Consider the following 26,922-nt stretch of genomic DNA (forward strand, 5'->3'; position numbering starts at 1 on the left):
GACCGGCTCCGTTACTTCTTCTTGCCTTCCTTGCGGAAGATAAACTCGTCGGAATAACGTACGCCCTTGCCCTTATAGGGCTCTGGCGGACGATAGCTGCGGATCTCCGCGGCTACCTGACCGACGCGCTGCGAGTCGTTGCCGGCGACGTTGATCTCGGTCGGCTTCGGCACCGTGATGGTGATGCCTTCCGGGATCGCGTAGACGACATCGTGGCTGTAACCGAGCGCCAGCTGCAGATTCTTGCCCTGCAGGGCCGCACGATAACCGACGCCGGTGATTTCGAGCTTCTTCTCGAAACCCTTGGTAACGCCTTCGAGCAGATTCGCGATCTGCGCGCGAGCCGTACCGTACAGTGCACGGGCGCGATTGGTTTCGACGCGAGGAGCAACCTTGATTGCGCCCTCTTCCATCTTCACCAACACGTCGTCGTGCACGACGAACTGAAGAGCGCCCTTGGGGCCCTTCATCTTGACGGTCTGGCCTTCGACGGACGCGGTAACTCCCGCGGTCACCGCCACTGGCTTCTTGCCAACTCGTGACATGACTGATCCTTCCTCAGAACACCGTGAAGAGAACTTCGCCGCCCACATTCGCGTCGCGCGCGTCGTGGTCAGCCATAATTCCCTTGGGCGTCGACAAAACGGAGATACCGAGGCCGTTCTTCACGCGCGGCAAGTTCTTCACCGAGACGTACACGCGACGTCCTGGCTTCGAAACACGCTCGATTTCGCGGATGACCGGTTCGCCATCGAAATACTTGAGTTCGATCTCGAGTTCGGAGCGGCCCGACGAATGCTCGACGCTGGCGAAGCCACGGATGTAGCCTTCGCTCTTCAGCACTTCGAGCACGTTCGCGCGCATCTTGGAGCCCGGGGTCGAAACCTTGGACTTGGTACGCATCTGCGCATTGCGGATGCGGGTGATGAGATCGCTGATTGGATCGTGGGTCGACATGTTCCGCCCCCCTTACCAGCTTGACTTCACGAGCCCGGGAACCAGGCCCTTCGAGCCCAGTTCACGCAGCGCGATACGGCTGAGCTTGTTGATACGATAGACCGAATGCGGACGACCGGTGATTTCGCAACGGTTCATGACCCGAACGGGCGATGAATTGCGCGGAAGCTCGGCGAGCTTCAGCGTCGCGGCGAACCGCTCTTCCATCGGCTTGGTCTTGTCGGCGATGATGGCCTTCAGACGCGCGCGCTTCGGCGCTGCGTTTGCGGACATCTTCTTCCGACGGTTGTTCTTCTCGATCGAACTCTTCTTTGCCATGCTTGGCTCCTGGGTTACCGCGTTTGAGAAGCTTTTCAGCTACTCACTGCCGGAACGGGAAATTGAAAGCGGTCAACAAAGCGCGGGCCTCGTCGTCGGTGCGGGCGGTGGTGCACACCGTGATGTCCATGCCCAGCGACGTATCCCCGGCCTTATCGAAATCGATTTCCGGGAAAATGATGTGCTCTTTGAGACCGAGCGAATAGTTGCCACGGCCGTCGAAGCTCTTCGCGTTCAGGCCACGGAAATCTCGCACGCGCGGCAAAGCCACGTTCACCAGACGATCGATGAACTCGTACATCTTGATCTTCCGGAGAGTCACCTTGGCGCCGATCGGCTGGTTTTCACGCAGCTTGAAGGTCGCGATAGCAACGCGCGAATAGGTCACGATGGCCTTCTGACCGGCAATCAGCGACAGGTCGCTGGCAGCGGTTTCGGCCTTCTTGCGGTCGTTGACGGCTTCGCCAACGCCCATGTTCAGCACGATCTTGTCGAGGCGCGGAACCTGCATAACGTTTTCGTAGCCGAACTGTTCAGTCAGCTTGGCACGAATGGACTTGTCGTATTCGACGCGCAGGCGCGGAATGTAGACGGTCTCAGACATCGATCTCTGCTCCCGAACGCTTGGCGATGCGCACCTTGGTGCCATCAGCCTGGATCTTGAAACCAACGCGAGTCGGCTTGCCGTCCTTGCCGACGATCGCGATGTTGGACAGTTGGATCGGCGCCTCTTTTGAGATGATGCCGCCTTCCTGTGCCTGGGTCTGCTTCTGGTGACGCTTGACCAGGTTGACGCCGCGAACCAGCGCCTTGCCCTCGGTCGGGCGCACTTCAAACACTTCGCCGGTACGGCCCTTGTCGCGACCGTTCAGCACGATGACCTTGTCACCCTTGCGAATTTTGGCAGCCATTACAGCACCTCCGGCGCAAGCGAGATGATCTTCATGTGGTTCTTGGCGCGCAGCTCACGCGGCACGGGCCCGAAGATACGGGTACCGATCGGCTCGGACTGATTGTTGATCAGCACGGCAGCGTTGCGATCGAAGCGGATGACAGAGCCATCCGGGCGGCGAATGTCCTTGCGGACGCGCACGACGACCGCCTTCATGACGTCGCCCTTCTTCACCTTCCCGCGTGGGATGGCTTCCTTGATCGATACGACAATTACGTCGCCAACGGATGCATAACGGCGCTTGGATCCACCAATCACCTTAATGCACATGACACGGCGTGCGCCTGAATTATCGGCCACGTCGAGGTTGGTCTGCATCTGAATCATTGATGCACCTCGTCCTCTTTTTGATGCGCAAAGCGCGCGTTTTTAGGCAGTCTTCTTCTGTTCGCCCCGGACAACCGTCCAGTGCTTCAGCTTCGACATCGGCTTGCTCTCTTCGATCCACACCATGTCGCCCGGCTTGAACTCACTGTTCTCGTCGTGGGCATGGTAGTTTTTCGAACGGCGGATGGTCTTCTTGTAGATCGGGTGCGTAAAGCGACGGTCAACGCGAACAACAACCGTCTTGGTCTGCTTGTCGCTGACGACCACGCCCTGCAAAGTACGTTTTGGCATGTTCGGCCCCTTACTTCGACTTACCGTCGCGCTTTTGCGCGGCGATCGTCTTGATGCGTGCAATATCACGACGAGCCTCACGAAGGCGCGTCGTATTTTCCAGCTGCCCAGTGGCACGCTGGAAGCGCAGGTTGAAGCGCTCCTTCTTCAGATTGAGGACGGCGTCGTCCATCTGATCGGGGCTCATTGCGCGGATATCGCTGGATTTCATATCGGCCATGGCTTTACTCCGCAATGCGCGTAACGAAACGCGTCTTGATCGGCAGCTTGGCGGCAGCGAGGGTCATCGCTTCCTTGGCAATCTGCGTGGTGACACCGTCGATCTCGAAGATCACTCGGCCTGGCTTGACGCGCGCAACCCACAGTTCCGGGGTACCCTTGCCGGAGCCCATTCGGACTTCAGCGGGCTTCTTCGAAACCGGAAGATCCGGGAAAATGCGGATCCAGACGCGGCCGGCACGCTTCATGTGGCGGGTCAGCGCGCGACGGGCAGCTTCGATCTGACGCGCGGTCAGACGTTCCGGCGCCATTGCCTTCAGGCCGAACTGACCGAAAGCCAGCGTGGCGCCCGAAGTCGCAACGCCGTGGATCCGGCCCTTATGCGCCTTCCGGAACTTGGTCTTCTTTGGTTGCATCATGGCTTACGCCCTCAAACCTTCTAATTAAACGCTCAAGCAGCGTCGCGACGCGGCCGGGAATTGTCACCCTCGGCCATGCGCTTGTCCTGAGCCATCGGATCGTGCTCAAGGATTTCGCCCTTGAAGATCCAGACCTTGACGCCGCAGGTGCCGAACGTCGTGAACGCGGTGGCTACGCCGTAATCGATATCCGCACGCAGCGTGTGCAGCGGCACGCGACCTTCGCGATACCATTCCATACGCGCGATTTCCGCACCGCCCAGACGACCCGAGCAGTTGATACGAATGCCTTCGGCGCCGAGACGCATTGCCGACTGCACTGCCCGCTTCATCGCACGGCGGAACGCAACGCGGCGCTCGAGCTGCTGTGCGATCGACTCGGCGACCAGGGTCGCATCGAGCTCCGGCTTGCGGATTTCGACGATGTTGATCACCACGTCCGACGAGGTGATGTCGGCAACCTTCTTGCGAAGCTTGTCGATGTCGGCGCCCTTCTTACCGATCACGACACCCGGACGAGCCGACTGGATCGTGACGCGGCACTTCTTGTGCGGGCGCTCGATGATGATCTTGGCGACGGCAGCCTGCTTGAGTTCCTTGTGCAGGATCTCGCGGATCTTGACGTCTTCGTGCAGCAACTTGCCGTATTCGTTCTTGCCGGCATACCAACGTGAATCCCACGTACGGTTGATGCCAAGACGCAGACCGATTGGATTGATCTTCTGACCCATCTTATTCTCCTGCGCCTGCTTACGCTGCTGCTTCTGCTTCGACCTGACGAACGACAATCGTCAGCTGCGCAAACGGTTTAAAGATACGGCCCGAACGGCCACGGCCGCGCGGACTGAAACGCTTCATGACGATGCCCTTGCCAACATGCGCCTCGGAGACGATCAGCGCGTCAACGTCGAGGTCATGGTTGTTCTCGGCATTTGCGATTGCCGATTCCAGGCACTTCTTCACGTCGACCGCGATCCGCTTGCGCGAGAACTGCAGGTCGGCGAGCGCAGCCGAGGCCTTACGGCCGCGGATCATCTGCGCAACCAGGTTCAGCTTCTGCGGGCTCACGCGCAACATGCGGGCGATCGCCTTGGCCTCGTTATCCGGGAGGCTCCGTTCGCGCTTTGGCTTGCTCATGACTTAGTCCTCAGCCCTTCTTGGCTTTCTTGTCGCCGGCGTGGCCATGGAAGGTACGGGTCGGCGAGAACTCGCCGAACTTGTGACCAACCATTTCCTCGTTCACAGCGACAGGTACATGCTTCTGGCCGTTGTAAACGCCGAAGGTGAGACCCACGAACTGCGGCAAGATCGTCGAGCGACGGCTCCAGATCTTGATCACATCATGACGACCAGACGAACGAGCGACATCTGCCTTCTTGAGCAGCGAACCCTCGACGAACGGGCCTTTCCAGACTGAACGAACCATGTCCGGCGATCCTTACTTCTTCCGCTTGTGGCGGCTGATGAGAATGAACTTGTTGGTCGACTTGTTCGACCGGGTCTTCTTGCCCTTGGTCGGCTTGCCCCAGGGCGTAACCGGGTGACGACCACCCGAGGTACGACCTTCACCACCACCGTGCGGATGGTCGATCGGGTTCATGACGACGCCGCGGTTATGCGGACGCCAGCCGAGCCAGCGGGTACGACCGGCCTTGCCGATCGAGATGTTCATGTGATCCGGGTTCGACACAGCGCCGATGGTGGCGGTGCAACGACCGTGAACCAGGCGCTGTTCGCCCGAGTTCAGACGGATGATCACGTAATCATGGTCACGACCGACGAGCTGGGCGTAAGTGCCGGCCGAGCGAGCGATCTGGCCGCCCTTCCCGATCTTCATCTCGACGTTGTGGATGATCGTGCCGATCGGCATGTTACCGAGCGGCATGACATTGCCCGGCTTCACGTCGACATAGCTGCCGGCGATGACGGTATCGCCAACGGCCAGACGCTGCGGCGCCAGGATATAAGCCTGCTCGCCATCGGTGTACTTGATCAGCGCGATGAACGCGGTGCGGTTCGGATCGTATTCCAGACGCTCGACCACGGCCGGAACGTCGACCTTGGAACGCTTGAAGTCGACGATACGATAGGACTTCTTGTGGCCACCGCCACGGAAGCGCACCGTGATGCGACCGGTGTTGTTACGACCGCCAGCCGAGTGCTTGCCTTCGGTCAGAGCCTTGACAGGCTTGCCCTTGTACAGCGCGGAACGATCCACCATGACCAGCTGACGCTGGCCGGGTGTCGTTGGGTTGAATGTCTTAAGTGCCATCGTTGATCGCCCTTACAGTCCGGTCGTAACGTCGATGCGGTGGCCCTCTTCGAGGGTCACGATCGCACGCTTGACGTTCGACTGTGAACCGAGGTTGCCACGGAAGATCTTCGTCTTGCCCTTGCGAACCAGCGTGTTCACGCTCTTTACCTTGACGTCGAACAGCTTTTCGACGGCTTCCTTGATCTGCGGCTTGGTGGCCTTGCCGTCGACCTTGAAAACAACCTTGTTGAATTCAGAAGCGACAGTGGCCTTTTCCGTCACCACAGGGGCGACGATCACGTCGTAATGGCGCGGGTCGATGTTCTTCATTTGAAGCGCGCCTCCAACGCATCAAGCGCCGCCCTGGTCAGAACCAGCTTCTGACGACGCAGAATGTCATAAACGTTGATGCCCTGGATCGGCAGCACGTCGATGTTCGGAATGTTACGGGCCGCCTGAGCGAAACCGACATGAACCTCGGCGCCGTCGATGATCAGCGCATTGGTCAGGCCGAGACCCGAGAAATGACCGAGCAGAGCCTTCGTCTTGGCGGCTTCCAGGTTGGCGTTCTCGATCACGATCAAGCCGCCGTCCTTGGCCTTCGCCGACAGAGCATGCTTCAGCGCGAGCGCACGGACCTTCTTCGGCAGATCGAACGCGTGCGAGCGAACGACCGGACCGAAGGCACGACCACCGCCGCGGAACTGCGGAACGCGAGCCGAACCGTGACGAGCACCGCCGGTGCCCTTCTGCTTGTACATCTTCTTGCCGGTGCGCCAGATTTCGGCGCGGCCCTTGGCCTTGTGGTTACCCGACTGGCGCTTTGCGAGCTGCCAGTTGACGCAACGCTGGATGATGTCGGCGCGCGGATCGAGACCGAAGATGGCATCCGACAGCTCGATCGAGCCGGCGTCCTTGCCCTCAAGCGTGGTGACGTTCAGTTTCATCTCACGCTCCTTCCTGCTCGGCGGCAGGTGCTTCAACGGTCGCACCCTCTCCTGCCAGCTTGAACTTACCGGGCTTCGGCGCGTCCTTCGGCAGAGCCTTCTTCACCGCATCGCGAACCGAAATCCAACCGCCCTTGGAGCCGGGAACGGCGCCTTCGACGAGAATCAGGCCGCGCTCGACATCAAGCTGCACGACGCGCAGGTTGAGCGTGGTGATACGATCGACACCCATGTGACCGGGCATCTTCTTGTTCTTGAAGGTCTTGCCGGGATCTTGACGACCACCGGTCGAACCGATCGAACGATGCGAAACCGACACACCGTGCGTGGCGCGAAGACCGCCGAAATTCCAGCGCTTCATACCACCGGCGAAGCCCTTACCAACCGAGGTGCCGGTGACATCGACGAACTGGCCAACCACGAAGTGGTCTGCCTGGATCTCGGCGCCGACCGGGATCAGCGCGTCTTCCGACACGCGGAATTCCGCGACCTTCCGCTTGGGTTCAACCTTGGCGACCGCGAACTGGCCGCGTTCAGCCTTGGGCAAATACACGGTCTTGCGCGAGCCCGATCCGAGCTGCAGCGCGACGTAACCGTTCTTCTCGCTGGTGAGGTGGCCAACCACCTGGCAGTTACCCAGCTTGAGCACGGTCACAGGGATATGTTCACCGGCGTCTGTGAAGACCCGGGTCATCCCGACCTTTTGTGCGATCACTCCGGAGCGCATCGGCGTGCTTCCTGTTCTTTCTGTCCGTTTGACCGGACGGGACCTAAATACTTAGAGCTTGATCTCGACGTCGACACCGGCGGCCAGGTCGAGCTTCATCAAAGCATCGACTGTCTGCGGGGTCGGATCGACGATATCGAGAAGACGCTTATGGGTGCGCATCTCGAACTGCTCGCGGCTCTTCTTGTCGACGTGCGGCGAACGGTTGACCGTGAACTTCTCGATGCGCGTCGGCAGCGGGATGGGTCCACGGACCTGTGCACCCGTGCGCTTCGCGGTGCTTACGATCTCACGGGTCGATGCATCGAGGATACGATGATCGAACGCCTTGAGACGAATGCGGATATTCTGGCCGTTCATTGCCGTGTCTTTCTTTGAAAGCGAATGGTTGTTGCGAGTAGCGAGTAGCGAGATCCGCTACTCACGACTTCCTGTTCGCGTCCTTACTCGATGATGCTAGCGACGACGCCTGCACCGACGGTGCGGCCGCCTTCACGGATGGCGAAGCGCAGCTTCTCTTCCATCGCGATCGGCACGATCAGGTGCACTTCCATCGCGATGTTGTCGCCCGGCATCACCATTTCGGTGCCTTCCGGCAGATGCACCACACCGGTCACGTCGGTGGTGCGGAAGTAGAACTGCGGACGGTAGTTGGTGAAGAACGGCGTGTGACGGCCACCCTCTTCCTTGGTCAGGATGTAGGCCTCGGCCTTGAACTTGGTGTGCGGCTTCACCGAACCCGGCTTGCACAGCACCTGGCCACGCTCGACGTCTTCACGCTTGGTGCCGCGCAGCAGTGCGCCGATGTTGTCGCCGGCCTGGCCCTGATCCAAGAGCTTGCGGAACATTTCAACGCCGGTGCAGATCGTCTTCTGCGTGGCGCGGATACCGACGATTTCGATTTCCTCGCCGACCTTGACGATGCCGCGCTCGACGCGGCCGGTCACGACGGTGCCACGACCCGAGATCGAGAACACGTCTTCCACCGGCATCAGGAACGGCTGGTCAACCGGACGCTCCGGCTGCGGGATGTAGCTGTCGACCGCCTTCATCAGTTCGAGAATGGCGTCATGACCGAGCTTCACGTCCGAGTTTTCGAGAGCGGCCAGCGCCGAACCCTTGATGATCGGAATGTCGTCGCCCGGGAAGTCGTACTTCGAGAGAAGTTCGCGCACTTCCATCTCGACCAGTTCGAGCAGCTCCGGATCGTCGACCATGTCGCACTTGTTCAGGAACACGACCAGCGCCGGAACGCCGACCTGGCGGGCGAGCAGGATGTGCTCGCGGGTCTGCGGCATCGGGCCGTCGGCAGCCGACACGACCAGAATGCCACCGTCCATCTGCGCGGCGCCGGTGATCATGTTCTTCACATAGTCGGCGTGGCCGGGGCAGTCGACGTGGGCGTAGTGGCGGTTGGCGGTCTCGTATTCGACATGTGCCGTCGAAATGGTGATGCCGCGGGCCTTTTCCTCGGGCGCCTTGTCGATCTGGTCGTAAGCGGTGAACGTGGCACCACCCGACTCCGCCAGCACCTTCGTGATCGCCGCCGTCAGCGACGTCTTGCCGTGGTCAACGTGACCGATCGTACCAATATTGCAGTGCGGCTTGTTACGTTCAAATTTTGCTTTGGCCATGACTCTCTCCGTTTAGTCGTCAACTGTCGCTAACGACAATCAGGCAAACTTCTTCTGGACTTCTGCCGACACATTGGCCGGCGCTTCCGCGTAGTGATCGAATGACATCGAGAACGTTGCACGACCCTGGCTCATCGAGCGCAGCGTGTTCACGTAACCGAACATGTTCATGAGCGGCACCATCGCGTTGATGACGTTGGCGTTGCCACGCATGTCCTGACCCTGGATCTGACCGCGCCGCGAGTTCAAGTCGCCGATGACCGAACCGGTGTAGTCTTCCGGGGTCACGCATTCGACCTTCATGATTGGCTCGAGCAGAACGGACTTGCCCTTCTGCAGCGCGTCGCGGAGCGCCGCGCGCGAAGCAATTTCGAAGGCCAGTGCCGACGAGTCGACGTCATGGTAAGCGCCGTCAACCAGCTGGACATGAACGTCGACCACGGGGAAGCCCGCGACCACGCCCGATGTCATGACGCTGTTGAGACCCTTTTCGACGCCGGGGATGTATTCCTTCGGCACCGAACCACCGACGACCTTGGATTCGAACACGAAGCCCGAACCCGGCTCGCCCGGCTCGACCACGAACTTGACGCGGGCGAACTGGCCGGTACCACCGGTCTGCTTCTTGTGGGTGTAGTCGACTTCAGCGCGCTTCGTGATCTTCTCACGGAACGCCACCTGCGGTGCGCCGATATTCGCGTCGACCTTGTAGGTACGACGCAGAATGTCGACCTTGATGTCGAGATGGAGTTCGCCCATGCCCTTCAGAATGGTCTGGCCGGATTCCACATCGGTGGAAACACGGAACGACGGATCCTCCGCAGCGAGCTTCGCCAGAGCGACGCCCAGCTTTTCCTGGTCGGCCTTGGTCTTCGGCTCGATCGCGATCTCGATGACCGGCTCGGGGAATTCCATCTTTTCCAGGATGACCTGCTTCTGGGGGTCGCACAGGGTGTCACCAGTGCGGGCTTCCTTCAGGCCAGCCAGCGCAACAATGTCGCCGGCATAGGCTTCCTTGATGTCTTCGCGGTTGTTCGCATGCATCAGCAGCATGCGGCCGATGCGCTCCTTGCGGTCGCGCGTCGAATTGACGACGCCCGTGCCGGAGATCAGCGTGCCGGAATAGATGCGGCAGAACGTGATCGTGCCGACGAACGGATCGTCCATGATCTTGAAAGCGAGCAGCGCAAGCGGCTCGGAGTCATTCGGAAGACGAAGGATTTCGTTGCCTTCATCGTCCATGCCCTTGATGGCAGGAACGTCGACGGGCGACGGCAGATAATCGACGACGGCGTCGAGCAAGGGCTGCACGCCCTTGTTCTTGAAGGCCGAACCGCACAGCACGGGATAGAAAGCACCGGTCAGCACGGCCTTGCGGATCATGCGCTTGAGGGTGGCTTCGTCCGGCTCGGTGCCGTCGAGATACGCAGCCATGACGTCATCATCGAGTTCGACGGCGGCTTCGAGCATCTTCTCGCGATATTCCTTGGCCTTCTCAAGAAGGTCAGCCGGAATGTCGACAGTTTCGTATTTCGCGCCGAGCGCTTCGTTGTTCCAGACATACGCCTTCATGATCACGAGGTCGATCATGCCGACGAAGTCATTCTCAGCGCCGATCGGCAGCTGGATCGCAACGGGCTTTGCACCGAGACGGTCGATGATGTCCTGGAGGCACTTGTAGAAGTCAGCGCCGGTCTTATCCATCTTGTTCGCGAAAACGATCCGCGGAACCTTATACTTGTCGCCCTGACGCCAGACGGTCTCGGTCTGCGGCTCAACACCCTGGTTGCCGTCAAGCACGACAACGGCCCCGTCGAGCACGCGCAGCGAACGCTCGACTTCAATCGTGAAGTCGACGTGGCCGGGAGTGTCGATGATGTTCAGGCGCTTGCCATTCCAGAACGCGGTGGTGGCAGCCGAAGTGATCGTGATGCCACGCTCCTGCTCCTGCTCCATCCAATCCATCGTCGCTGCACCTTCGTGCACTTCGCCGATTTTGTGGCTCTTGCCGGTATAATACAGGATGCGCTCGGTCGTCGTCGTCTTACCGGCATCGATATGCGCCATGATCCCGAAATTTCGGTAATCTTCGATGGCATGTACGCGGGGCATGGGCTCGTCCTTAAATCCGTTGTTTCGCCGTTACCAGCGATAGTGCGAGAACGCGCGGTTGGCTTCCGCCATCTTGTGCACGTCTTCCCGCTTCTTCACGGCGTTACCACGGTTGTTCGAAGCATCGAGCAGCTCAGCCGAGAGACGCTCGGTCATGGTCTTCTCGTTGCGAGCGCGCGCTGCGGTGATCAGCCAACGAATGCCCAGCGCCTGGCGCCGAATGCTGCGGACTTCAACTGGCACCTGATAGGTAGCGCCACCGACACGACGCGAACGAACTTCGATCGTCGGCATCACATTTTCCAGAGCCTGCTCGAACACGCCGAGCGGACCCTGCTTGGTCTTCGCTTCGATCATTTCGAAAGCACCGTAAACGATGGTTTCGGCGGCAGACTTCTTGCCGTCATACATGATCGAATTCATGAACTTGGTGACGATGACGTTCCCGAACTTCGGATCCGGGTTAACTTCACGCTTTTCAGCAGAATGGCGACGAGACATCGATCAGACCCCGGCTTACTTCGGACGCTTCGCGCCGTACTTCGAACGACGCTGCTTACGGTTCTTGACGCCCTGGGTATCCAGCACGCCGCGGAGGATGTGGTAACGCACGCCGGGCAAATCCTTGACGCGACCGCCGCGGATCATGACCACGGAGTGCTCCTGAAGGTTATGGCCTTCACCCGGAATGTAACCGATGACTTCGAAGCCATTGGTCAAACGCACCTTGGCAACCTTACGAAGCGCCGAGTTCGGCTTCTTCGGAGTCGTCGTGTAGACGCGCGTGCAAACGCCGCGCTTCTGCGGCGACTGCTGCAGCGCAGGAACCTTCTTGCGCGACTTCTGAATTGCGCGCGGAGTAGCGATCAGCTGGTTGATCGTCGGCATGTCAGCCTTCACCCTTTAGTTCGCTCGAAGCCGTAACGGCTTCCTCAAAATCACTCGGAGCAACCTGCCCCACGGTTCGGATCGCATGAAAAGCTTCACGCAAAACGAAATCACGCCAACCATTCATTGCTGAACGGAAAGCGCTTAACGCCACAGAGGACCGCGATCATGACCGTCAGACTTGCGTCTTTAGGTCTGCACCGAGGTCATGCATTCGAATTTAATCTCAAGAGAGAAGTCTCTCAGGAGACAAACGTCGTTTTGGCATTGCCTTGATATAGCGACAGCGTTTGAGCTTCTTGGTCGAGGTTGGTGCCCGATTAGCTCCGAAAAGCCGATTGGGTGATCCGTTCCGACACTGGCGAAGCTCACCGCCTGTCGTTGAATGGTCGGGTTGTATCCGCAGGGGATACCCAAGTCAACAACAAAGCGCGATGAAAGAAACGCTTCTCGCACTGCATCTTCTAGCATGTGGATCATGACAGAACATACGCGATTTCGACGCCCGCCATGTCATCCACGAAAGAATCCGCGACTCGGATTCGTTGCAGTTTGATGAAAGAGAATCGCCTGGGTTGCGGAATTTTTGCGCCCTGCCCCGCCGACTCGCATCCGACACAAGCCGTATCGCGTCCCGAATCGGCACACCGGGCCAGCATCGATCAGCAGCAAATATTACCTGGCGTCCGAATGGAGAGGGACGCAGCCCCACCCCACTCGAGACTCACGACCAGCCAATCAAGCGGACGCAGGGAGGCGCGCGATGACCTTGATCTCGAAATCGAAGCCCGCCAGCCAGTTGACCCCGACCGCGGTCCAATTCGGGTAAGGCGGTTCACCAATCACGGCCAATCGGACGGCGTTGACCGCCGCGAACTGCGTGGCCGGGTCGGTGTGGAAGGTGGTCACGTCGACCACGTCGTCGAATGTGCAACCTGCAGCCGTCAGCACGGCCGCAAGGTTATCGAATGCCAGCTGGACCTGTTGTTCGAAAACCGGTTCCGGCGACCCATCTTCCCGGCTGCCGACCTGGCCCGAGACAAACAGGAGGTCGCCCGAGCGTATCGCCGCCGAATACCGGTTGATCTCGTAAAGCGCCTGCCGGCCGGCCGGGAAAATCGCGTCGCGTTTGGTCATGGTGTCAGTCCTGTTCAAAAGATTATATACGCCCCGTATGTTAGAATATTCAGGCATACGCCTCGTATGTCAATACGCATACAGTGCGTATGTTATTTTGCGGAGATGACAGTGGTCGCGAGACGGCGTGCAGAAATGGTGGAGGAAACCCGGGCCAAGCTCATCCGGGCGGCCCGGACGGCTTTCGCCGCCAAAGGCTATGCCGCGGCATCGATGGACGATCTGACCGCGGAGGCCGGCCTGACGCGCGGCGCGCTCTATCACAACTTCGGTGACAAGAAGGGTTTGTTGCAGGCCGTCATCGATCAGATCGACGCGGAAATGTTAGCGCGCATGCGCGCTGCCCGCGGTCAGGCGGACACCGCATGGGACGGGTTTCTCAACGAAGGCGTGGCCTATATCGAAATGTCCCTCGAGCCGGAGATCCAGCGCATCATGCTGCTGGACGGCCCCGCCGTGCTCGGCGATCCCTCGCAATGGCCGAACCAGACCGCGTGTCTGCGCACGACAACACAGGCGATTCAACGGCTGATCGACGATGGAACGGTCAAGCCTGTCGATGCCGAAGCGGCGGCTCGTCTGATCAATGGCGCGGCGCTCAACGCCGCCCTCTGGATCGCTGCCGCCGACGATCCCCACGCGGTCCTTACGAAAGCTGTCGAGGCTTTCCGCCAGCTCGCGGCGGGCTTGCTGCGAACGGCGGGATGACCGCCTCACACATCTTCAGATGCGCTCACTCGTCGTCGTCATCCTCGTCATCATCATCGTCGTTGGCAGATGACCTGTGCCGCTGGTCGTCCCAGAGCTGGCGATAGGTGCCGTTCAGCGCCAGCAGCTCTTTGTGCGAGCCGCGCTCGATCGCCTTGCCGCCATTGATGACGATGATTTCATCCATATCCACCACGGCGGCCAGCCGGTGCGTCGACGAAATCAGAGTGCGGCCCTTGGCGAGTTTGAACAGCGTCTTGTTGAGCGCCGCCTCGGTTGTCTGGTCGAGGGCGGATGTCGCCTCATCCAGCAGGAGCACCGACGGATTGCGGACGACGGCCCGCGCGATCGCAATGCGCTGGCGTTGGCCGCCGGATAGCGTATCGCCGCGCTCGCCGACCTGGGTGTCGTATTTGTCCGGAAGGCTCATGATGTAGCGATGGATCTCGGCCTTGCGCGCCGCCTGCTCGACTTCCTCGTCGGTGGCGCCTTCCTTGCCGAGCCGGATGTTCTCGCGGATCGACATGTTGAACAGCATGTTCTCCTGGAACACCACGGCCATGTGGCCGCGCAGGGACTCGCGCGTGATCTTGCGGATATCGACGCCGTCAATGGTCACCCTGCCCTCGTCCGGCACATAGAGCCGCAGGATCAGGTTCAGCAACGTGCTCTTGCCGGAACCGGATGGGCCGACAATGGCGACGGTCTTGCCGACATTGATCTTGAGGCTGAGATTGTCGAGCACCGGCTGCTGGCTGTTCTCATACTTGAACGAGACGCGATCGAACGTGATGTCGTTGACGATGCGCGGCAGCTCCGGTGAGCCGGGCTTGTCGGCACCGCGGGTGGGCTCGTCGAGCATCTCCTCCATGTGCCGCACGGCGGCCGCTGCCTGGATCGACACCGGGATGAAATGCATCACATGGGCGATGTTATAGGACACCTCCCAGAACGCGCTTTCGAAGGTGACGAAGGTACCGACGGTGATCTGGCCCTTGGTGGCGAGATAGGCGCCGATCGCCAGCACCACCAAATGCAGCAACAACACCGAGACGGTGACCGAGCGCTCGACCATGGTCGACAGGAAGGTCGCCGCCGCAATCCTGTCGCGCGTTTCGTTATTGCGTAGCCGGAACCAGCCCATGGTGCGGCGCTGCAGGCTGAAGGCCTTGATCACCGCCTGCGCCGCGATGTTCTCCTGCACCATGCCGAGCACTGACGCTTCACTGAGCTTCTGGTCGTAATTGGCCTGCACGGCCTTCGGCGTCAGGATGCGCGGGCCGATCAGTGTGATCGGGAAAATCAATAGTGCGACGGCGGCAAGCTGCCAGTTCAGATACAGCATCAGCCCGATGCCGGCGATCAGTTCGAGGAACGGCAGCAATGCGCTGTTGGCGAAACTCTTGATGGCGGTCTCGAAAGACGACAGATCGATCGAGAAGCGTGACAGGATTTCACCGCGCTTGGTGCGGGCGAAATAGGCCGACGGCAGATCCTGCACGTGATCGAACAGGCGCGAGCGGACGTCCGTGATGATCGAGGCTGCCAGTTTGGCGTCCCAGCGCTCATACCAGATCGCAACGATCGACGTGACAATGCCGGCGACGGCCAGCACCGACAGGATCTTGAACAGCGCGTCGAAGTCTTCCTCGCCGAGCGCGTCGTCGATCAGATATTTGAGGCTGAGCGGCATGATGACGTTGAACAGCGTCTCGACCAGAACGCCGAAGCCAACGAAGCCGAGCAGCTTGCGGTACTTGCCGAGCAATGGCCGCGTGAAACGATAGACCGTTCCGAATGCGCCGGCGGCCTCGCGTGCGGTGAAGACGACCAGTTCCTCGTCATCATCATCGTCATCGAGCTCGTCGTCTTCATCCTCGTCGTCATCATCGACGGCAGGCTTGGCTTTTGCCGTCTTCTCGACAGCCGGCGGTTTCGTGCTGGGAACCTGTGCCGCAGCAGCGCCAACCGGGAGCGCAAACTTGTCATCGAGCGGCGTGGCCGGCTCGGCCGCGTTCTTGTCGTCGGATGGAGGCTTTGGAGGTGGCTTCGACGCCATGGAACGAACCGTTGCTGCACGGTCATTCGACCGCAAGAATCAATGAAGCGGCCCGGACAGCCACGGCAATGATCCTATGCGATCAGAATGTCCTCGGCAAAGCAACCGAGGGCGGATGCCAAAGATCAATCCTCGGCATCGACCTTGTCGAAGAACGAGTAACGCAGGCTGTCCGCGTCGGCATACCAGTGGCCCGGCCCCTTGCCGGCGGCCAGTGTGGCTTCCCACACTGCCTCGGTGCAGTCGCGGCGATGCATCGACAGGTCGAAGCCATTGCCGAAGAACAGTTCCGACCACTCCCACCAGGTGCCGAGCTTCTTGACGCCGCGCAGCAGGTCGTAGCGATCGATCACCGCCGGCGCCATATCAGACGTGACCGAGCCGAAGACGAGGCCGGTCTTCACGACGCGGTTGAGCTCCTGCACGGCCGTCACCACCTGCTTGTCGCTCACGTGACACAGGCTGGTCTCGAACACGAAATCGAACTGCCCGGCCTTGAAGGGCAGATCGGTGATCGAGCCGAGCTTGTTGAACTTCTGCAGCGCCTTTGGCGTCCTGGCGTGGATCGCCTTGTTGTTCTCGACACCCCAGGCGTCGATACCCTTGGCGCGCAGCGCGCCGACCAGTTCGCCTGATGCCGAGCCGGCGACAAGCAGCTTGTAGCCCTTGGCGCGGCCCCAGACGATCTTGATGAGATTTGTCAGATACGCCGGATCGGTGAACTGGCTCCAGACCTCGCTATAAGGACCGACACCGCGATAGTTCTGGAAATAGTCGCGATCGATCTTGTCGGAGATCGTCGTGCCATTCTGATCCTGCGCACGGCGCAGGCGCATCATCTCGGTGAGGATAATGTCGGTGGCGGCATCGGAGGAGTCGAGCAGACCGTTCAGCGTGGAGTCGAACAGATAGTCGCCGACCACGACGAGCCCCGGATGATCCTTCGGCTCCGGCCGGTGATTGGTCATCACGTCGCGCACCGGCATGCCGCCGGGAATCGCGTTGACCGATGACAGCCAGCGATGGATCTTGCCTTCCAGCAGATGCGCACGCGCATCGCCAAACGATACCGGCAACGACTTCAGTGCGGCATCAATCAACTCGTCATCTGTGAGGTTAGCAAAGGCCAGCGCGTCGGAGCCTGGCACCAGCCAGTTCAGCACGCCGTGCTTGCCGACATCGTGGCGCGCGCCCTCGTTATAGACACAGCAGCCGCCGAAGGCTTCCGACATGAACCAGGCGCCGGGAATCTGCTCGCCCCAGAACGGCGTATCGAACAGCAGCGAGATCCGCAGATAATGCGCCGGGCGGTCGAAGTAAGAGACATGCTTGACCATCGACTTGCGCAGCTGCTCGCCGTCCCAGCGCATGGTCGCCAGCCATGAATGCGGCAGGCACATCACCACGAGATCGAAATCGCGGGTGTCCGGCCCCTTGCCGTTCATCATGTCGAGCTGATAGCGGCCCTGCTCAGTCTTGCCGACCTTGAGCACACGGTGATTGAGCCGGATGTCGGCATCGACTTCTGACTGCAGGCAGGAGATCAGCTGCTCGTTGCCGTTCTGGATCGAATAGAGGCCGATATAGCCATCGACATCCATCACGAAGTTCTTCAGCGCATTGAGGCCGTTGGTGTTGTGCGTCTCGGTCGCGATGTCGGAGCGCGCCATCACCTTCAGGAAGCGCTTGGCAATGGGATCGCTGACTTCCTTATCAAGCAGCTCCTCGGCATTTATCCATGCCCAGGGGTGTTCGTTGTCGTGCGAACCGACGCCTTCGTAATATTCGATCGGCGACACCATGCTCGCGCACTTCTTGCGGAAGGCTTCAATGGCGGCTGCGGTCTTCGGGCCGTATTTCTTGCGCATGCCCGGCACGTCGTTGAGCAGCTCGCCGTCGAGCTGCACCTGCTCGGCATCCATCGGAATGGTCTGAAGGCCGAAATGCTGGATCAGCTCGCGCAGCGGATCCGGCCCTGTCATCGAGTAATCGTAGATTTCCGCAACGCCAGCTTCGTACATGGCTGGCGCTGTATCGAACTTACGCGTGAGAATCTTGCCGCCGACGCGGTCGGACGCCTCGTAGATGGTGACACGACAGAGATCGCCGAGCTTCTTCTTGAGATACCAGGCGCTCATCAGGCCGCCTGGACCACCACCAACAATTGCAAGATCAAGCATAGGTTTCTTTCACGCGTCGTGTTTGCCGGCGGCAATATCCGGCAACGGTCGATGTAACGTATTCCCAGCCAAAGCGGAATCCGCTGACGCTGCAAGGCTGGCCCGTCGACCCCGTCGACTCGCGCTACCCCCCTCCAAGTGAAAACATTTTTCAGCTGAAGGAAAGATGAACAAAAGCATGTAGTGCGCCGCAACACACGTCAGACGCGAAAAAGGCCGGCTTTCGCCGGCCTTTTCCATGGCATTGATGTGATCTGCAGTGACCGATTACTCGGCCGACGGCAGCATCAGCGGCTCGGGCTCCGGAGCCGACGGCACGATCGCCGCCTGCTTCTCGCGCTCGTCGAGGATCATCTTGTCGCGCTTCATTGCAACTTCGCGGATCTTCGCCATCGAGGCGCCGGTACCGGCCGGGATCAGGCGGCCGACAATGACGTTTTCCTTGAGGCCTTCGAGCGGGTCCACCTTGCCGTTGACGGCAGCTTCGGTGAGCACGCGCGTGGTCTCCTGGAACGACGCTGCCGAGAAGAACGAACGGGTCTGCAAGCTGGCCTTGGTGATGCCCAGCAGCACAGGGTTTCCAGTCGCGATCTTCTTGCCTTCTTCCTTCGCCTTCAGGTTCAGCGCGTCGAACTCGATCTTGTCGATCTGCTCGCCCGAGATCATGTCAGTCTCGCCCTGATCGGTAATCTCGACCTTCTGCAGCATCTGACGGACAATCACTTCGATGTGCTTGTCGTTGATGAGCACGCCCTGCAACCGGTAAACTTCCTGGATTTCGTTGACCAGATAGGCAGCGAGTTCCTCGATACCCTTGATCGCCAGAATGTCGTGCGGCGCCGGATTGCCTTCGACGATGTAATCGCCCTTTTCGACGATGTCGCCGTCCTGCAGATGGATCTGCTTGCCCTTCGGAATGAGGTACTCGCGGGTCTCCTCATTCTTGTCGAGCGGCTCGATCGAGATGCGACGCTTGTTCTTGTAGTCCCGTCCAAAGCGGATGGTGCCGCCGATTTCCGCGATGATCGCCGCGTCCTTCGGCTTGCGCGCCTCGAACAGTTCGGCCACCCGCGGCAGACCGCCGGTGATGTCACGCGTCTTCGCGCTTTCCATCGAGACACGGGCGAGAATGTCACCCGAGGTCACCTTGGCATCGACGTCGACCGACAGAATGGCGTCGGGCGACAGCATGTAACGGGCATCACCGCCACGTGCGAGCTTGAGGACCTTGCCGTCCTTGCCCTTGATGACGATGGCCGGACGCAGATCCGCACCGCCACGCGACGAACGCCAATCGGTAACGACGCGCTTGGCGATACCGGTGGACTCGTCGAGCGTTTCCGCAATCGACTGGCCGTCGACCAGGTCCTCGAACCCGATCGTGCCATCGACTTCGGTCAGCAGTGGACGGGAATACGGATCCCATTCCGCGATACGCTGGCCACGCTTGATCATGTCGCCGTTGGCCACGTGAACGCGAGCACCGTACTGGATACGATACGTCGCACGCTCGGTGCCATCGGCGTCAGAGATGGCGATGACCATGTTGCGCACCATTGCAACCATGTGGCCTTCGCCGTTCTTGGCGATGTTCTCGTTCTTGATCGTGATCTTGCCGTCGAAGTTCGACTCGATCACCGACTGCTCGTTGAGCTGCGCCGCGCCGCCGATGTGGAAGGTACGCATCGTCAGCTGGGTGCCGGGCTCACCGATCGACTGCGCCGCGATGACGCCGACGGCCTCACCGTGGTTGACGGGCGTGCCGCGGGCCAGATCGCGGCCGTAGCAGGTGCCGCAGATGCCGTTGACCAGTTCGCAAGTCAGAGCCGAACGGATCTTCACTTCCTGGATGCCGGCCTGCTGGAGCAGATCGACGTCCTTCTCTTCCATCAGCGTGTTGCGCTTGATCAGCACCTTGTTGGTCGCGGGATCGCGAATGTCTTCGCAGGCCGAACGACCGAGGATACGTGATGCCAGCGATGCGACCACCGAACCGGAGTCGATGATGGCGCGCATCTTGATGCCGAGATTGGTGCCGCAATCGGTCTGCGTGATGATGCAGTCCTGCGCCACGTCGACAAGACGACGGGTCAGGTAGCCCGAGTTCGCGGTCTTCAACGCGGTGTCCGCGAGGCCCTTACGAGCGCCGTGGGTCGAGTTGAAGTATTCGAGAACCGACAGACCTTCCTTGAAGTTCGAGATGATCGGCGTTTCGATGATCTCGCCCGACGGCTTGGCCATCAGGCCGCGCATACCACCGAGCTGACGCATCTGGGCCGGCGAACCACGGGCACCGGAATGCGCCATCATGTAGATCGAGTTGATCTGGGCTTCTTCACCCTGGGCATTCCTCTTTACCGAGGAGATTTCTTTCATCATCTCCTTGGCGACTTCTTCACCCGCCTTCGACCAAGCGTCGACGACCTTGTTGTACTTCTCACCGTGGGTGATCAGACCGTCATTGTACTGCTGTTCGAAGTCCTTCGCGAACGCACGGGTAGCGTCGACGATCTTCCACTTCGAACCCGGCACGACCATGTCGTCCTTGCCGAACGAGATGCCGGCTTTGAACGCGTTGTAGAAGCCGAGCGCCATGATGCGATCGCAGAAGATCACGGTCTCTTTCTGACCGCAGTGACGGTAGACCTGATCGATGACGCCCGAGATCTCCTTCTTGGTCATCAGCTTGTTGATGACGTCGAAAGGCATCTTCGGCGACTTCGGCAGAACCTGACCGAGCATCGCACGACCGGCAGTGGTTTCCACCATGCGCGTGACCGGCTTGCTGTCCGCATCGAGACCGGACCAGCTGTATTTGATCTTGGTGTGGAGGTGGATGACCTTTGCATGCAGCGCATGCTCGATCTCCGCCATCTCACGATACAGCTTGCCTTCGCCCGGGAGACCCGCACGCATGGTCGACAGGTAGTACAGACCCAGCACGATGTCCTGCGACGGCACGATGATCGGCTGACCGTTCGCGGGATGCAGGATGTTGTTGGTCGACATCATCAGGACGCGCGCTTCCAGCTGCGCTTCGAGCGACAGCGGAACGTGCACGGCCATCTGGTCGCCGTCGAAGTCGGCGTTGAAAGCCGAGCAGACCAGCGGATGCAGCTGGATCGCCTTGCCTTCGATGAGCACCGGCTCGAACGCCTGGATACCCAGACGATGCAGCGTCGGCGCGCGGTTCAGCAGCACGGGATGCTCGCGAATGACCTCGTCGAGAATATCCCAGACCTCGGGACGTTCTTTTTCAACGAGCTTCTTCGCCTGCTTCACCGTGGTGGACAGACCCTTGGCGTCGAGACGCGAATAGATGAACGGCTTGAACAGTTCGAGCGCCATCTTCTTCGGCAGGCCGCACTGATGCAGACGCAGTTCCGGACCGACGACGATGACCGAACGACCCGAATAGTCGACGCGCTTGCCGAGCAGGTTCTGACGGAAACGACCCTGCTTGCCCTTCAACATGTCAGCCAGCGACTTCAGCGGACGCTTGTTGGCGCCGGTGATGACGCGGCCACGGCGGCCGTTGTCGAACAATGCGTCGACGGCCTCCTGCAGCATGCGCTTTTCGTTGCGGATGATGATGTCCGGCGCGCGGAGCTCCATCAGACGCTTCAAGCGGTTGTTACGGTTGATGACGCGGCGATACAGATCGTTCAGATCCGACGTCGCGAAGCGGCCGCCATCCAGCGGCACCAGCGGACGCAGATCCGGCGGGATCACCGGCACCACCGTGAGGATCATCCATTCCGGCTTGTTACCGGAATAGCGGAAAGCCTCGACGATCTTCAGGCGCTTGGCGAGCTTCTTGTGCTTGATGTCGGATTCGGTCTCCTTCATCTCGACGCGCAGCTGCTCGTCGAGCTTCTCGAGCTCCAGACCCTTCAACAGTTCACGGATCGCCTCGGCACCGATCATGGCGGTGAACGAGTCCTGACCGTATTCGTCCTGCGCCTTCAGGTACTCTTCTTCGGACAGCAGCTGACGGTCCTTGAGCGCGGTGAGACCCGGCTCAAGAACGACGTAGTATTCAAAGTACAGGATGCGCTCGAGATCCTTGAGCGTCATGTCCAGCAACTGGCCGATGCGCGACGGCAGCGACTTCAGAAACCAGATATGCGCAACCGGAGCGGCCAGTTCGATATGACCCATGCGCTCGCGACGGACGCGCGACAAGGTCACTTCGACCGAGCACTTCTCACAGATGATGCCCTTGTACTTCATGCGCTTGTACTTGCCGCACAAGCACTCGTAATCCTTGATGGGCCCGAAGATGCGGGCGCAGAACAGGCCGTCGCGCTCGGGCTTGAAGGTACGGTAGTTGATGGTTTCCGGTTTTTTGATCTCGCCGTAGGACCACGACAGAATCTTCTCCGGGGACGCAATCGAGATCCGGATCTGGTCGAAGACCTGAGCCGGAGTCGTCGGATTGAAGAGATTCATAATTTCTTGGTTCATCGTCTTCTCCTCGCGTGCCGATCGCCATCAGCAGCAAATTCGAAATTCTTTAGAGCCACACACCCTGCCCCACGTCCCGGCTGGGTGCGGACGCCCGGCCATCAGGCCGGGCGTAACGCTTGTTCTTACTCGGCAGCTTCGGAGGTCGGCCCCGGCAGCTTGGAATTGTGCAGATCGACGTTGAGGCCGAGCGAGCGCATTTCCTTGACCAGCACGTTGAACGATTCCGGAATACCGGCCTCGAACGTGTCGTCGCCGCGCACGATCGCCTCGTAGACCTTGGTACGGCCCGCGACGTCGTCCGACTTCACCGTCAGCATTTCCTGGAGTGTGTACGCCGCGCCGTAAGCCTCGAGCGCCCACACTTCCATTTCACCGAAGCGCTGACCGCCGAACTGCGCCTTACCACCCAGCGGCTGCTGCGTGACGAGCGAGTACGGACCGATCGAACGCGCGTGGATCTTGTCGTCCACGAGATGGTGAAGCTTGAGCATGTAGATGTAGCCCACGGTCACCTTGCGATCGAACTGGTCGCCGGTCCGGCCGTCATAGACGGTGGACTGACCGGACGCGTCGAAGCCGGCCATCTTCAACATCTCTTCGATGTCGGCTTCCTTCGCACCGTCGAACACCGGCGTCGCAATCGGCACGCCCGGCTTCAGGTTACGGGCGAGTTCGAGCAGCTGATCGTCGTTCAGCGACTTGATGACTTCGTCTTCGCCGTAAACCTTCTTCAGGGTGTCGCGCAGCGGCTTCAGATCCTGCTTCTGGTAGTAGGCGTCGATGGTCTGACCGATCTTCTTGCCCATGCCTGCGCAGGCCCAGCCAAGATGCGTCTCGAGAATCTGACCGACGTTCATGCGCGATGGCACGCCGAGCGGGTTCAGCACGATGTCCGCATGCGTACCGTCTTCAAGGAACGGCATGTCTTCGATCGGAACGATCTTCGACACCACGCCCTTGTTGCCGTGACGTCCGGCCATCTTGTCGCCGGGCTGGATCTTGCGCTTCACCGCGACGAAGACCTTGACCATCTTCATCACGCCGGGCGGCAGTTCGTCGCCACGCTGCAGCTTCTCGACCTTGTCGAGGAAGCGCTGTTCAAGGCCCTTCTTCGACTCGTCGTACTGCTTCCGCATCGCTTCGACTTCGGTCATCAGCTTGTCGTTCGCGGTGGCGAACATCCACCACTGCGACCGCGGATTTTCGTCGAGCACGGCGCGCGTGATCTTGCTGTCCTTCTTGAAGCCCTTCGGACCGGCGATGCCGACCTTGTTCTCCAGGAGATCAGTCAGACGGCCGTAGACGTTACGATCCAGGATGGCCTGTTCGTCGTCACGGTCCTTGGCGAGACGTTCGATTTCTTCCCGCTCAATCGCCAGAGCGCGCTCGTCCTTGTCGACGCCGTGCCGGTTGAACACGCGGACTTCGACGATCGTGCCCTGCACGCCCGGAGGCACGCGGAGCGAGGTGTCGCGAACGTCCGACGCCTTTTCACCGAAGATGGCGCGCAGGAGCTTTTCTTCCGGCGTCATCGGGCTTTCGCCCTTCGGCGTGATCTTGCCGACCAGGATGTCGCCGGCGCGGACTTCAGCGCCGATATAGACGATGCCGGCTTCGTCGAGGTTCTTCAACGCTTCTTCCGACACGTTCGGAATGTCGCGGGTGATTTCCTCAGGGCCGAGCTTGGTGTCGCGGGCCATCACTTCGAATTCCTCGATATGGATCGAGGTGAAGACGTCTTCCTTCACGATCCGCTCCGAGAGGAGGATCGAGTCTTCGAAGTTGTAGCCATTCCACGGCATGAACGCGACGAGCACGTTGCGGCCGAGCGCGAGTTCACCGAGATCGGTCGACGGACCGTCGGCAATGATGTCGCCCTTGCGAATGATGTCGCCAACCTTCACCAGCGGACGCTGGTTGATACAGGTCGACTGGTTCGAACGCTGGTACTTCATCAGGCGATAGATATCGACGCCCGACTTGGTCGGATCGAGATCTTCGGTCGCGCGGATAACCACGCGAGTTGCGTCGATCTGGTCGATGACACCCGAACGGCGGGCAGCGATCGCAGCACCGGAGTCGCGGGCCACGACAGCTTCCATGCCGGTACCGACGAACGGCGCTTCAGCGCGTACCAGAGGCACGGCCTGACGCTGCATGTTCGAGCCCATCAGCGCGCGGTTGGCGTCGTCGTTCTCGAGGAACGGGATCAGCGCCGCGGCGACCGAAACGAGCTGCTTCGGCGACACGTCCATGTAGTCGACCTTGTCGGCCGGCAGCGGCAACACGTCGCCGGCGTGACGGCAGATGATCATGTCTTCGGTGAACTTGCCCTTGGCGTCGAGCGACACGTTCGCCTGCGCGACCGAGTAGCGCCCCTCTTCCATCGCCGACAGGTAAACGACTTCATCGGTGACGCGACCGTCCTTGACCTTGCGGTAAGGGGTCTCGACGAAACCGTACTTGTTGACGCGCGCGAAGGTGGCGAGCGAGTTGATCAGACCGATGTTCGGGCCTTCCGGCGTTTCGATCGGGCAGATACGGCCGTAATGGGTCGGATGCACGTCGCGGACTTCGAAGCCGGCACGCTCGCGGGTCAGACCGCCCGGTCCAAGCGCCGAAAGACGACGCTTGTGGGTGATTTCCGAGAGCGGGTTGGTCTGGTCCATGAACTGCGACAGCTGCGACGAACCGAAGAACTCGCGCACCGCGGCAGCCGCGGGCTTCGCGTTGATCAGGTCCTGCGGCATCACGGTGTCGATGTCGACGGACGACATGCGTTCCTTGATGGCACGCTCCATGCGCAGCAGACCGACGCGATACTGATTTTCCATCAGCTCGCCGACCGAACGCACACGGCGATTGCCGAGATGGTCGATGTCGTCGATTTCGCCCTTGCCGTCGCGCAGATCCACCAGCGTCTTGATGACGGCGAGGATGTCTTCCTTGCGCAGCGTGCGATGGGTATCCGGCGCATCGAGTTCGAGGCGCATGTTCATCTTCACGCGGCCCACGGCCGAGAGGTCGTAGCGCTCACTGTCGAAGAACAGCGACTGGAACATGTTCTGCGCGGATTCGAGCGTCGGCGGCTCACCCGGACGCATCACGCGATAGATGTCGAACAGCGCGTCTTCACGCGTCAGGTTCTTGTCGGCATTCAGCGTGTTGCGGATATAGGCGCCGATGTTGACGTGGTCGATGTCGAGCAGCGGGAGTTCCTTGTAGCCCTCCTCGTTCAGCGCCTTCAGCGACTTCTCGGTGATCTCTTCACCGGCTTCGGCGTAGATTTCACCAGTCTTCACGTTGACGAGGTCCTCGGCGAGGTAGTTGCCGACCAGCTCTTCGTCGGTCAGACGCAGCGCCTTGAGGCCCTTCTCGGCGAGCTGACGGGCGGCACGCACGGTGAGCTTCTTGCCGGCTTCGAGCGCGACCTTGCCGGTGTCGGCATCGATCAGGTCGTTGACGGTGGAGTAGCCACGGAAACGGGCGGCGTCGAACGGAACGCGCCAGCCTTCCTTGATCTTCTTGAACTGGATCTTCTTGTAGAACGTCGAGAGAATCTCTTCGCCATCCAGACCCAGCGCAAACATCAGCGACGTCACCGGAATCTTGCGGCGACGGTCGATACGCGCGAACACGATGTCCTTGGCGTCGAACTCGATGTCCAGCCAGGAACCGCGATACGGGATCACGCGGGCAGCGAACAGCAGCTTGCCCGACGAATGGGTCTTGCCCTTGTCGTGATCGAAGAACACGCCCGGCGAACGATGCATCTGCGAGACGATGACGCGCTCGGTGCCGTTGACGACGAAGGTGCCGTTCATGGTCATGAGCGGGATATCGCCCATGTAGACGTCCTGCTCCTTGATGTCCTTGACGGACTTGGCGCCGGTTTCTTCGTCGATATCGAACACGATCAGGCGCAGCGTCACCTTCAGCGGCGCAGCATAGGTCATGCCGCGCTGGCGGCACTCATCAACGTCATATTTCGGCGGCTCGAATTCGTAGCGCACGAATTCCAGCATCGAGGTGCCCGAGAAATCCGAGATCGGAAACACCGAACGGAAAACAGCCTGCAGACCTTCGTCGAGGCGACCGCCGGTCGGCTCATCGACCATCAGGAACTGGTCGTAGGACGCCTTCTGAACCTCGATGAGGTTCGGCATCTCTGCGACTTCTTTAATATGACCGAAGAACTTGCGAACGCGCTTGCGACCTGTGAACGTCTGCTGACCCATCGTGGCCTCTCATTGCGTCGCCCGAAAGGGGCGAACCTTCCGGAGCGCGACTGCCATCGCCTCCGGGTTGAATTTCCAAGAACGT

27 protein-coding genes are annotated in these 26,922 nt (G+C 60.2%); 1 reads left to right on the plus strand and 26 read right to left on the minus strand.

All coding sequences use genetic code 11. The features are described from left to right. Nucleotides 1-11: 11 nt before the first annotated feature. From rplF to A4A58_RS10110, 22 genes are all read right to left on the minus strand, one after another. Entirely contained in the window at nucleotides 12-545 is a 534-nt protein-coding gene (rplF, locus tag A4A58_RS10005) for a 50S ribosomal protein L6 (RefSeq protein ID WP_068731469.1), read from the minus strand. Between the two features lie 13 nt (nucleotides 546-558). Further along, nucleotides 559-957, minus strand: coding sequence for a 30S ribosomal protein S8 (rpsH, locus tag A4A58_RS10010; RefSeq protein ID WP_068731471.1), 399 nt, complete (start codon nucleotides 955-957; stop codon nucleotides 559-561). 12 nt (nucleotides 958-969) lie between these two features. After that, nucleotides 970-1,275, minus strand: a complete 306-nt coding sequence (gene rpsN, locus A4A58_RS10015; RefSeq protein WP_068731473.1) for a 30S ribosomal protein S14 — start codon at nucleotides 1,273-1,275, stop codon at nucleotides 970-972. Nucleotides 1,276-1,318: 43 nt separating this feature from the next. Beyond that, complete coding sequence (gene rplE, locus A4A58_RS10020; protein ID WP_068731475.1) at nucleotides 1,319-1,879, minus strand: 50S ribosomal protein L5; 561 nt, start codon at nucleotides 1,877-1,879, stop codon at nucleotides 1,319-1,321. After that, the gene (rplX, locus tag A4A58_RS10025; RefSeq protein ID WP_068731477.1) at nucleotides 1,872-2,186 is read right to left on the minus strand and encodes a 50S ribosomal protein L24; all 315 of its coding nucleotides are present in this window, start codon (nucleotides 2,184-2,186) and stop codon (nucleotides 1,872-1,874) included. Before rplX ends, rplE begins: the two co-directional genes overlap by 8 nt. Further along, nucleotides 2,186-2,554: a 50S ribosomal protein L14 gene (gene rplN / locus A4A58_RS10030; RefSeq protein ID WP_068731479.1), complete on the minus strand. Its 369-nt coding sequence runs from the start codon at nucleotides 2,552-2,554 to the stop codon at nucleotides 2,186-2,188. Before rplN ends, rplX begins: the two co-directional genes overlap by 1 nt. Nucleotides 2,555-2,596: 42 nt before the next feature. Next, nucleotides 2,597-2,845 (minus strand): 30S ribosomal protein S17, encoded by a 249-nt coding sequence (gene rpsQ / locus A4A58_RS10035; RefSeq protein ID WP_068731481.1) that lies wholly within the window; start codon nucleotides 2,843-2,845, stop codon nucleotides 2,597-2,599. 10 nt (nucleotides 2,846-2,855) lie between these two features. Next, nucleotides 2,856-3,065 carry a 50S ribosomal protein L29 gene (gene rpmC, locus A4A58_RS10040; protein ID WP_068731483.1) on the minus strand — a complete coding sequence of 70 codons (210 nt, stop codon included), beginning with the start codon at nucleotides 3,063-3,065 and terminating at the stop codon, nucleotides 2,856-2,858. Between the two features lie 4 nt (nucleotides 3,066-3,069). After that, entirely contained in the window at nucleotides 3,070-3,483 is a 414-nt protein-coding gene (gene rplP / locus A4A58_RS10045) for a 50S ribosomal protein L16 (protein ID WP_068731485.1), read from the minus strand. 32 nt (nucleotides 3,484-3,515) lie between these two features. Further along, complete coding sequence (gene rpsC, locus A4A58_RS10050) at nucleotides 3,516-4,214, minus strand: 30S ribosomal protein S3 (protein ID WP_068731624.1); 699 nt, start codon at nucleotides 4,212-4,214, stop codon at nucleotides 3,516-3,518. 19 nt (nucleotides 4,215-4,233) lie between these two features. Continuing rightward, nucleotides 4,234-4,620 carry a 50S ribosomal protein L22 gene (gene rplV / locus A4A58_RS10055; RefSeq protein WP_068731486.1) on the minus strand — a complete coding sequence of 129 codons (387 nt, stop codon included), beginning with the start codon at nucleotides 4,618-4,620 and terminating at the stop codon, nucleotides 4,234-4,236. A gap of 10 nt (nucleotides 4,621-4,630) precedes the next feature. Next, nucleotides 4,631-4,909 carry a 30S ribosomal protein S19 gene (gene rpsS, locus A4A58_RS10060; protein ID WP_068731488.1) on the minus strand — a complete coding sequence of 93 codons (279 nt, stop codon included), beginning with the start codon at nucleotides 4,907-4,909 and terminating at the stop codon, nucleotides 4,631-4,633. Nucleotides 4,910-4,921: 12 nt separating this feature from the next. Beyond that, on the minus strand, nucleotides 4,922-5,755 hold the full coding sequence (gene rplB / locus A4A58_RS10065) for a 50S ribosomal protein L2 (protein ID WP_068731490.1): 834 nt from the start codon (nucleotides 5,753-5,755) through the stop codon (nucleotides 4,922-4,924). Between the two features lie 12 nt (nucleotides 5,756-5,767). Continuing rightward, nucleotides 5,768-6,067 (minus strand): 50S ribosomal protein L23, encoded by a 300-nt coding sequence (locus A4A58_RS10070; protein ID WP_068731492.1) that lies wholly within the window; start codon nucleotides 6,065-6,067, stop codon nucleotides 5,768-5,770. Beyond that, on the minus strand, nucleotides 6,064-6,684 hold the full coding sequence (gene rplD, locus A4A58_RS10075; RefSeq protein ID WP_068731494.1) for a 50S ribosomal protein L4: 621 nt from the start codon (nucleotides 6,682-6,684) through the stop codon (nucleotides 6,064-6,066). The genes A4A58_RS10070 and rplD overlap by 4 nt, the downstream gene beginning before the upstream one ends. 1 nt (nucleotide 6,685) lies before the next feature. Further along, on the minus strand, nucleotides 6,686-7,411 hold the full coding sequence (gene rplC, locus A4A58_RS10080) for a 50S ribosomal protein L3 (protein ID WP_068731496.1): 726 nt from the start codon (nucleotides 7,409-7,411) through the stop codon (nucleotides 6,686-6,688). A 51-nt stretch (nucleotides 7,412-7,462) separates the two neighbouring features. Further along, the gene (rpsJ, locus tag A4A58_RS10085) at nucleotides 7,463-7,771 is read right to left on the minus strand and encodes a 30S ribosomal protein S10 (protein WP_013166261.1); all 309 of its coding nucleotides are present in this window, start codon (nucleotides 7,769-7,771) and stop codon (nucleotides 7,463-7,465) included. An 83-nt stretch (nucleotides 7,772-7,854) separates the two neighbouring features. Then, entirely contained in the window at nucleotides 7,855-9,045 is a 1,191-nt protein-coding gene (tuf, locus tag A4A58_RS10090; RefSeq protein ID WP_068731498.1) for an elongation factor Tu, read from the minus strand. Nucleotides 9,046-9,084: 39 nt separating this feature from the next. Continuing rightward, entirely contained in the window at nucleotides 9,085-11,157 is a 2,073-nt protein-coding gene (fusA, locus tag A4A58_RS10095; RefSeq protein WP_068731500.1) for an elongation factor G, read from the minus strand. 30 nt (nucleotides 11,158-11,187) lie between these two features. Further along, on the minus strand, nucleotides 11,188-11,658 hold the full coding sequence (gene rpsG / locus A4A58_RS10100) for a 30S ribosomal protein S7 (RefSeq protein WP_068731502.1): 471 nt from the start codon (nucleotides 11,656-11,658) through the stop codon (nucleotides 11,188-11,190). A 15-nt stretch (nucleotides 11,659-11,673) separates the two neighbouring features. Further along, the gene (gene rpsL / locus A4A58_RS10105; protein WP_068731626.1) at nucleotides 11,674-12,045 is read right to left on the minus strand and encodes a 30S ribosomal protein S12; all 372 of its coding nucleotides are present in this window, start codon (nucleotides 12,043-12,045) and stop codon (nucleotides 11,674-11,676) included. Nucleotides 12,046-12,783: 738 nt separating this feature from the next. After that, nucleotides 12,784-13,182 carry a RidA family protein gene (locus A4A58_RS10110; protein WP_068731503.1) on the minus strand — a complete coding sequence of 133 codons (399 nt, stop codon included), beginning with the start codon at nucleotides 13,180-13,182 and terminating at the stop codon, nucleotides 12,784-12,786. Between the two features lie 111 nt (nucleotides 13,183-13,293). Between A4A58_RS10110 and A4A58_RS10115 the strand changes: the two genes are divergently transcribed. Then, nucleotides 13,294-13,890 carry a TetR/AcrR family transcriptional regulator gene (locus tag A4A58_RS10115; protein ID WP_068731629.1) on the plus strand — a complete coding sequence of 199 codons (597 nt, stop codon included), beginning with the start codon at nucleotides 13,294-13,296 and terminating at the stop codon, nucleotides 13,888-13,890. Between the two features lie 25 nt (nucleotides 13,891-13,915). Here A4A58_RS10115 and A4A58_RS10120 read toward each other — a convergent pair whose 3' ends face one another. From A4A58_RS10120 to rpoB, 4 genes are all read right to left on the minus strand, one after another. Further along, nucleotides 13,916-15,949 carry an ABC transporter ATP-binding protein gene (locus A4A58_RS10120; protein WP_068731505.1) on the minus strand — a complete coding sequence of 678 codons (2,034 nt, stop codon included), beginning with the start codon at nucleotides 15,947-15,949 and terminating at the stop codon, nucleotides 13,916-13,918. A gap of 125 nt (nucleotides 15,950-16,074) precedes the next feature. Further along, the gene (locus A4A58_RS10125) at nucleotides 16,075-18,129 is read right to left on the minus strand and encodes an FAD-dependent oxidoreductase (protein ID WP_068731507.1); all 2,055 of its coding nucleotides are present in this window, start codon (nucleotides 18,127-18,129) and stop codon (nucleotides 16,075-16,077) included. A 267-nt stretch (nucleotides 18,130-18,396) separates the two neighbouring features. Further along, nucleotides 18,397-22,596 (minus strand): DNA-directed RNA polymerase subunit beta', encoded by a 4,200-nt coding sequence (gene rpoC, locus A4A58_RS10130; protein ID WP_068731509.1) that lies wholly within the window; start codon nucleotides 22,594-22,596, stop codon nucleotides 18,397-18,399. A 125-nt stretch (nucleotides 22,597-22,721) separates the two neighbouring features. Next, entirely contained in the window at nucleotides 22,722-26,837 is a 4,116-nt protein-coding gene (gene rpoB / locus A4A58_RS10135; protein ID WP_068731511.1) for a DNA-directed RNA polymerase subunit beta, read from the minus strand. Nucleotides 26,838-26,922 lie beyond the last annotated feature (85 nt).

The organism is Tardiphaga robiniae, from assembly GCF_001618955.1.
Lineage (GTDB): Bacteria > Pseudomonadota > Alphaproteobacteria > Rhizobiales > Xanthobacteraceae > Tardiphaga > Tardiphaga robiniae_A.

What these genes read in the sequence shown, in the direction of transcription:
- rplF (WP_068731469.1), bottom strand. Translation starts at nt 545, where the DNA reads ATGTCACGAGTTGGCAAGAAGCCAGTGGCGGTGACCGCGGGAGTTACC.
- rpsH (WP_068731471.1), bottom strand. Translation starts at nt 957, where the DNA reads ATGTCGACCCACGATCCAATCAGCGATCTCATCACCCGCATCCGCAAT.
- rpsN (WP_068731473.1), bottom strand. Translation starts at nt 1,275, where the DNA reads ATGGCAAAGAAGAGTTCGATCGAGAAGAACAACCGTCGGAAGAAGATG.
- rplE (WP_068731475.1), bottom strand. Translation starts at nt 1,879, where the DNA reads ATGTCTGAGACCGTCTACATTCCGCGCCTGCGCGTCGAATACGACAAG.
- rplX (WP_068731477.1), bottom strand. Translation starts at nt 2,186, where the DNA reads ATGGCTGCCAAAATTCGCAAGGGTGACAAGGTCATCGTGCTGAACGGT.
- rplN (WP_068731479.1), bottom strand. Translation starts at nt 2,554, where the DNA reads ATGATTCAGATGCAGACCAACCTCGACGTGGCCGATAATTCAGGCGCA.
- rpsQ (WP_068731481.1), bottom strand. Translation starts at nt 2,845, where the DNA reads ATGCCAAAACGTACTTTGCAGGGCGTGGTCGTCAGCGACAAGCAGACC.
- rpmC (WP_068731483.1), bottom strand. Translation starts at nt 3,065, where the DNA reads ATGGCCGATATGAAATCCAGCGATATCCGCGCAATGAGCCCCGATCAG.
- rplP (WP_068731485.1), bottom strand. Translation starts at nt 3,483, where the DNA reads ATGATGCAACCAAAGAAGACCAAGTTCCGGAAGGCGCATAAGGGCCGG.
- rpsC (WP_068731624.1), bottom strand. Translation starts at nt 4,214, where the DNA reads ATGGGTCAGAAGATCAATCCAATCGGTCTGCGTCTTGGCATCAACCGT.
- rplV (WP_068731486.1), bottom strand. Translation starts at nt 4,620, where the DNA reads ATGAGCAAGCCAAAGCGCGAACGGAGCCTCCCGGATAACGAGGCCAAG.
- rpsS (WP_068731488.1), bottom strand. Translation starts at nt 4,909, where the DNA reads ATGGTTCGTTCAGTCTGGAAAGGCCCGTTCGTCGAGGGTTCGCTGCTC.
- rplB (WP_068731490.1), bottom strand. Translation starts at nt 5,755, where the DNA reads ATGGCACTTAAGACATTCAACCCAACGACACCCGGCCAGCGTCAGCTG.
- A4A58_RS10070 (WP_068731492.1), bottom strand. Translation starts at nt 6,067, where the DNA reads ATGAAGAACATCGACCCGCGCCATTACGACGTGATCGTCGCCCCTGTG.
- rplD (WP_068731494.1), bottom strand. Translation starts at nt 6,684, where the DNA reads ATGAAACTGAACGTCACCACGCTTGAGGGCAAGGACGCCGGCTCGATC.
- rplC (WP_068731496.1), bottom strand. Translation starts at nt 7,411, where the DNA reads ATGCGCTCCGGAGTGATCGCACAAAAGGTCGGGATGACCCGGGTCTTC.
- rpsJ (WP_013166261.1), bottom strand. Translation starts at nt 7,771, where the DNA reads ATGAACGGCCAGAATATCCGCATTCGTCTCAAGGCGTTCGATCATCGT.
- tuf (WP_068731498.1), bottom strand. Translation starts at nt 9,045, where the DNA reads ATGGCCAAAGCAAAATTTGAACGTAACAAGCCGCACTGCAATATTGGT.
- fusA (WP_068731500.1), bottom strand. Translation starts at nt 11,157, where the DNA reads ATGCCCCGCGTACATGCCATCGAAGATTACCGAAATTTCGGGATCATG.
- rpsG (WP_068731502.1), bottom strand. Translation starts at nt 11,658, where the DNA reads ATGTCTCGTCGCCATTCTGCTGAAAAGCGTGAAGTTAACCCGGATCCG.
- rpsL (WP_068731626.1), bottom strand. Translation starts at nt 12,045, where the DNA reads ATGCCGACGATCAACCAGCTGATCGCTACTCCGCGCGCAATTCAGAAG.
- A4A58_RS10110 (WP_068731503.1), bottom strand. Translation starts at nt 13,182, where the DNA reads ATGACCAAACGCGACGCGATTTTCCCGGCCGGCCGGCAGGCGCTTTAC.
- A4A58_RS10120 (WP_068731505.1), bottom strand. Translation starts at nt 15,949, where the DNA reads ATGGCGTCGAAGCCACCTCCAAAGCCTCCATCCGACGACAAGAACGCG.
- A4A58_RS10125 (WP_068731507.1), bottom strand. Translation starts at nt 18,129, where the DNA reads ATGCTTGATCTTGCAATTGTTGGTGGTGGTCCAGGCGGCCTGATGAGC.
- rpoC (WP_068731509.1), bottom strand. Translation starts at nt 22,596, where the DNA reads ATGAACCAAGAAATTATGAATCTCTTCAATCCGACGACTCCGGCTCAG.
- rpoB (WP_068731511.1), bottom strand. Translation starts at nt 26,837, where the DNA reads ATGGGTCAGCAGACGTTCACAGGTCGCAAGCGCGTTCGCAAGTTCTTC.